General features: G+C 32.9%; 5 protein-coding genes. 4 read left to right on the top strand and 1 reads right to left on the bottom strand.

Features of this window, described 5'->3' with window-relative positions; translation table 11 throughout:
• Positions 1–146: 146 nt before the first annotated feature.
• The 4 genes from ACHZC3_RS00520 (at position 147) to ACHZC3_RS00505 (ending at position 4,595) form a co-directional block, all read left to right on the top strand.
• Positions 147–965 (top strand): succinate dehydrogenase cytochrome b subunit, encoded by an 819-nt coding sequence (locus ACHZC3_RS00520; protein ID WP_394757925.1) that lies wholly within the window; start codon positions 147–149, stop codon positions 963–965.
• A gap of 18 nt (positions 966–983) precedes the next feature.
• Positions 984–2,993: a fumarate reductase/succinate dehydrogenase flavoprotein subunit gene (locus ACHZC3_RS00515; RefSeq protein WP_394757924.1), complete on the top strand. Its 2,010-nt coding sequence runs from the start codon at positions 984–986 to the stop codon at positions 2,991–2,993.
• A 9-nt stretch (positions 2,994–3,002) separates the two neighbouring features.
• Complete coding sequence (locus ACHZC3_RS00510; RefSeq protein ID WP_394757923.1) at positions 3,003–3,764, top strand: succinate dehydrogenase/fumarate reductase iron-sulfur subunit; 762 nt, start codon at positions 3,003–3,005, stop codon at positions 3,762–3,764.
• Positions 3,765–3,833: 69 nt separating this feature from the next.
• Positions 3,834–4,595 carry an amidohydrolase gene (locus ACHZC3_RS00505; RefSeq protein WP_394757922.1) on the top strand — a complete coding sequence of 254 codons (762 nt, stop codon included), beginning with the start codon at positions 3,834–3,836 and terminating at the stop codon, positions 4,593–4,595.
• A 1-nt stretch (position 4,596) separates the two neighbouring features.
• Here the strand turns inward: ACHZC3_RS00505 and ACHZC3_RS00500 are convergent.
• Positions 4,597–6,066: Ig-like domain-containing protein (locus ACHZC3_RS00500; protein ID WP_394757921.1), on the bottom strand; the 1,470-nt coding region annotated here is incomplete at its 5' end.

The following is a 6,066-nucleotide window of genomic DNA, read 5'->3' as shown; positions in this document are numbered from 1 at the left end:
AATAGAGATGGGTTTAACTGGTTGGTTTCAACAAAAGTTAAACCCATTTTAAATTCATTATAAATAAGCTAGTAACGTTTGCTGATGAGGTGAAATTCGCTTATTTTTGTTTAAATTTTTTAAAACCTTACAATCAAAGAAATACTATGGCAAAATCTGCACTTTTAAAGTCTTCCTTAGCAAAAAAATACTGGATGGCTCTTACGGGTTTATTTTTATGCTTGTTTTTGGCGGGGCATTTAGCTGGAAATCTTCAGTTAATTTTTAGTGATGCATTACATTTTAATCAGTATGCATTATTTATGACTTCCAATCCAGCGGTAAAATTATTATCTTACTTAACTTACATTTCAATTCTTTTTCATGCAATTGATGGGTTTTTGTTAACGTATCAAAACGTGAAAGCAAGACCAATAGGTTATGCAAAAAACAATCCTTCTGCAAACAGTTCTTTCTCATCGAGAAACATGGCGATTTTGGGATCTATAATCTTAATATTTATTGTAACTCACATGATGAATTTTTGGGCAAAAATGCATTTTGATGAAGATTTTCCTTTACAAAAAACAACAATAGAAGCAAACGGAATGAAACAAGATTTCTATTTGACTACTGATGGTGGTTATGTTCCTGTAAATGATGCAAATTTTGTTGTTAAAAATAAGACTGAAATTTTTGATGCTACTGCAAAAGTAAAAGTAAAAGAAGGCTACAAAGATTTACATAAAATCACTGTAGAATTTTTTAGAGATGCTAAATACGGATTGCTGTTTACGATTTTGTATGTTTTATCAATGATCGTATTAGCATTCCATTTGCTACATGGGTTTAGTAGTGCATTTCAATCTTTGGGTGCAAACAATCCAAAATACACACCAGCAATAAAATTATTTGGAAAAGCATTTGCAATCATTGTTCCGCTTTTGTTTGCTATTATTCCAATTTACATTCACTTTGTTAAATAATCAACATCAATATAGATTATGAAGTTAGATTCAAAAATACCAGAAGGTCCAATTTCGGACAAATGGACAAATTATAAAGATCATTTAAAATTAGTTGCGCCAAACAATAGACCAAAAATTGATATTATTGTTGTGGGAACTGGTTTAGCAGGTTCGTCTGCTGCTGCATCATTAGCAGAAATGGGATATAATGTGAAAGCATTTTGTTTCCAAGATTCACCACGTCGTGCGCACTCAATTGCAGCACAAGGTGGAATTAATGCTGCTAAAAATTATCAAAATGACGGAGATAGTACTTTTAGACTATTTTACGACACTATTAAAGGGGGAGATTATAGAGCACGTGAAGCTAACGTACATCGTTTAGCCGAAGTTTCATCCAATATTATTGATCAATGTGTGGCTCAAGGTGTTCCTTTTGCTCGTGATTATGGAGGGAATTTAGATAACCGTTCATTTGGTGGAACTCAAGTACAACGTACTTTTTATGCTGCTGGGCAAACAGGTCAACAATTGTTACTAGGAGCTTATTCTTCTTTATCAAGACAAATTGGTTTAGGAAAAATCGAAATGTACAACCGTCATGAAATGCTAGATTTAGTAAAAGTTGACGGAAAAGCTCGTGGAATCATAGCTCGTAACTTAGTTACAGGTGAATTAGAAAGACATTCAGCTCACGCTGTAATCATTGCAACTGGGGGTTATGGAAATGTTTATTTTCTTTCTACAAATGCTATGGGAAGTAACGTTACGGCTGGCTGGAAAGTGCATAAACAAGGAGCTTTATTTGCTAATCCATGTTTTGTGCAAATTCACCCAACGTGTATACCAGTTCATGGAACCAATCAAGCAAAACTGACATTAATGTCGGAATCACTTAGAAATTCTGGACGTATTTGGGTGCCAAAGAAAAAAGAAGATGCTGAAGCCATTCGTGCTGGAAAATTAAAACCAACGGAACTTAAAGAAGAAGATAGAGACTATTTCTTGGAAAGAAAATATCCGGCTTTTGGTAATTTAGTGCCTCGTGATGTGGCATCTAGAGCAGCAAAAGAGTTGTGTGATGAAGGTCACGGAATTGAAGCTAACGATACTAACGAAGGTGTCTATTTAGATTTCTCTTCAGAAATTCAAAGCAAAGGTCGTCAAACTGCTTATGCAAAAGGGAACCATCATCCAACGGATGAAGAGGTTACCAAACTAGGGAAACAGTGGTTAGAGCAAAAATATGGTAACTTATTTACCATGTACCAAAAAATTACTGACGAAAATCCATACGAAACACCAATGAAAATTTACCCAGCGGTTCACTATACAATGGGTGGTGTTTGGGTAGATTATAACTTACAATCAACCATTCCTGGTTGTTTCGTTGCAGGAGAAGCAAATTTCTCCGATCATGGAGCAAACAGATTGGGAGCTTCAGCTTTAATGCAAGGTTTGGCCGATGGTTATTTCGTATTGCCTTACACAGTTTCTAACTATTTAGCAGATGAAATTAGAACTGGAAAAATTTCAACAGAATCGCAAGAGTTTGTGGAAGCAGAAAATAGAGTTAAAGAGTCAATAGATAAATTCTTAAACAATAATGGATCTAAAACAGTAGATCATTTCCATAAACGTTTGGGATTAATCATGTGGAATAAAGTAGGAATGGGTAGAAATGAAGCTGGTTTAACAGAAGCTATTTCTGAAATTGCTGCATTAAAAGAAGAGTTCTACAAAGATGTTTATGTTCCAGGAAGTGCTGATGAATTAAATCAAGAATTAGAAAAAGCACTTCGTGTTGCAGATTTTATCGATTTAGGTCAACTAATGGCAATGGACGCTTTACAAAGAAAAGAATCTTGCGGAGGTCATTTCCGTGAAGAATATCAAGATTCAGAAGGGGAAACGCTTCGTGATGATGAAAACTTCTCTTTTGTTGGTGCTTGGGAATATATGGGTTACGATATCAGCAAAGAAATTCTTAACAAAGAAGAATTGAAATACGAGTTTATTAAAATCGCAGCTAGAAACTACAAATAATATACAATTATGAGTGCAGCAAAAAATATAAATATAAACCTTAAGATTTGGCGTCAGAAAAATGCTAAAGCAAAAGGTAGCATGGAAACTTATAAATTAGATAATGTTTCTACAGCAAGTTCGTTTTTGGAAATGTTAGACCAACTAAACGAAGAATTAGTAAACAGCAAACAAGAACCAGTGGCTTTCGATCACGATTGTCGTGAAGGAATATGCGGAATGTGCTCACTTTACATCAATGGTAGAGCACACGGACCAGATACTGGAACTACAACGTGTCAGTTACACATGAGAAAGTTTAACGATGGAGATACAATCTTTATCGAACCATGGCGTTCTAAAGCATTCCCTGTTGTAAAAGATTTAGTAGTAGATAGAAGTTCTTTCGATAGAATTCAACAAGCTGGTGGATTTGTATCTGTAAACACATCAGGAAATACGATTGATGCCAATGCAACTCCAATAAACAAAGACGATGCCGACAAATCATTTGAAGCAGCAGCTTGTATAGGTTGTGGTGCGTGTGTCGCTACTTGTAAAAATGGTTCTGCTATGTTATTTGTTGGAGCAAAAGTATCTCAATATGCGTTATTACCACAAGGAAAAGTAGAGGCTACAAATCGTGTATTAAACATGGTTCGTCAAATGGATGAAGAAGGTTTTGGTAACTGTACTAATACTGGAGCTTGTGAAGTTGAATGCCCAAAAGGAATTTCTTTAGAGAACATCGCTCGTATGAATCGAGAATATTTAAAAGCAAGTATTATATAATATTGTTATTTGAAAAAACATCAAAACGCATTCATTTATTTGAATGCGTTTTTTGTTTATTTTTATATTATGAAAATCGCAATAATTCAATCGTCACTTTACTGGGAAAATCCAATCGCCAATAGAAACTATTTTAAAGAAAAGATTAATGCAATTCGAGAAGAGGTTGATTTAATTGTACTTCCAGAAATGTTTACTTCTGGATTTACTATGAATCCAGAACCAGTTGCAGAAACAATGAATGGTGAAACAATAATAGTATTAAAATCTTTAGCCAAAGCCAAAAATTGTGCCATTACAGGAAGTTTAGTTATTACAGAAAACAACAATTTCTACAATCGATTGGTTTTTATATTTCCGTCAGGAGAAATCGAATATTATGATAAAAGACACTTGTTTTCTTTAGCTGGTGAAGACAAAATTTATACAAAAGGGAACCAAAAGCTGATTGTAGAATACAAAGGTTTCAAAATTTGTCCTTTGATTTGTTATGATTTACGTTTTCCTGTTTTTTCTCGAAATGTTGAAGATTATGATGTGTTAATTTATGTTGCCAATTGGCCAAAACCTAGAATAAATGCTTGGGATACATTGTTAAAAGCTCGTGCTATCGAAAATATGTGTTACACGATTGGCGTAAACCGAATAGGAGCTGATGACAACAATCACGAATATGTTGGTCATTCTCAAGTCATCGATTTTCTAGGTAATTCTATTCTAGAACCTCAAGAAAATGAAGGTGTTTTTGTAGTAGAATTGGACAAAAATAAAATGCTTGAAACTAGAGAAAAATTAGGATTTTTAAAGGATAAAGATAAGTTTGTAATTTGATTTACTTACTCAAATCAAAAGCCTGATCGACGTCCCAATTCGCGCGAACGTCTATTTCTGTTGGAAAATGAACCACTTCTTCTGGCTGACGTTTTTCTAGATAACTTCCAGTATCTCGTTCTTTGTTTTTGTTTTCATCATAAATAACACGTAGCGAATATTTTTTAGGTTCTAACAAAAGAAACTCTACAGTTGGGTTTTTGTCTGTGTATTCTGTAGCGAGAATTTTCCCGTTTTTATCTGTTAATTCTACAATTACGGGATACGATTTTACATTTTGCAAATTGATTTTTAGGTTTCCATAATCAGCAATTGCTTTTGTAGAAAACGTAAACGTTAAACTGTCGTTTTTTTGACCTAAATAATCTTTAATCGCATCAGGTAAAATAGAAAGTGTGTATTTTTCTTCAGGTTCTTTCGTAAATAAAATCTCTAAATTTTGATTGTATTCGTCATAATTTGTTTTGAAATCTACTTTAGAAGAATCTTTCTTGGTTAGATTCATTTTAGTTAAATCAAATTTTTCTAAAGGAACTGTGGTATTTATAGAGAAATTTTCATTAAAATTCACAATACCACTTTGTTTTGGAGACAACTTCAACGTGTCTTTTATTTGGTTTTTTATCTTAACGATAAAATCTTTTTGATACTTTTCTTTTTCAATATTTAAATTAATAGAATCGTTTTTTATTGGTGCAAACCAAACCTGAACGGAATCTTTATCCTGAAATTTAGTTACTCTTGTTTTTAGAAAATTACCATTTTGTTTGGCATCAATTTTTACGTTTTTCGGATTTCCTTCGTAAGCCACAATGACTCTATTTCCTGATGCTTGAGTTGGTTTTTTAACTTTAAATTTAGGTTCTTCCTTAAATAATTCTAATTCAAAAATAGATTTGTCTGGAATAGTAATGGTTTGGTTATAAAACCCGATTTTGTCCTTGTTTGGGTCAAATTTATAATTGCTACTAACTTCTTTTAGCGCAACTAATTTATATTGTCCCGCTTTTATGTTTTCAATCTTAAAAGTTTTTAAACTATCGAGAGTGTTTGTTATATAACGTGGTGTTTCTTTATAAATAATAGAGTCGTTATATCCATCATCAACCTCATAAAGCATGATATTTACGAAGTTATCAGCTTCTTTTTCGTAAGAATCTTTAATAGTTCCTTCAACAGAAAGCGAATCTATAAAAGCACCTGTCGAAAAAACATATTTCAATTGCGGATACGCATTTCCTTCATTATGATCTACAATACTTTGGCCAAAATTGAAACTATAGGTTGTATTTGGCTTTAATGTGTCGTTTATTTTTATGGTAACCTGTTTACTTGCGATTCCTTGTGGTAAAATCGTAAGTGCTGTTTTCATTGGTGGAGACACAATAAGTTGTTTTTGTAAATCCTTAATTTTTACATACTCATCAAAAGTAATTTTAATGGTGTTTTTATCAAAATTAGTAGAAAAATT

Source organism: Flavobacterium sp., assembly GCF_043720215.1.
Taxonomy (GTDB): Bacteria; Bacteroidota; Bacteroidia; order Flavobacteriales; family Flavobacteriaceae; genus Flavobacterium.
This window is presented reverse-complemented; position numbering and strand designations above follow the sequence as displayed.

Coding starts and splice junctions, on each gene's coding strand:
- ACHZC3_RS00520 (WP_394757925.1), top strand. CDS start 147: ATGGCAAAATCTGCACTTTTAAAGTCTTCCTTAGCAAAAAAATACTGG.
- ACHZC3_RS00515 (WP_394757924.1), top strand. CDS start 984: ATGAAGTTAGATTCAAAAATACCAGAAGGTCCAATTTCGGACAAATGG.
- ACHZC3_RS00510 (WP_394757923.1), top strand. CDS start 3,003: ATGAGTGCAGCAAAAAATATAAATATAAACCTTAAGATTTGGCGTCAG.
- ACHZC3_RS00505 (WP_394757922.1), top strand. CDS start 3,834: ATGAAAATCGCAATAATTCAATCGTCACTTTACTGGGAAAATCCAATC.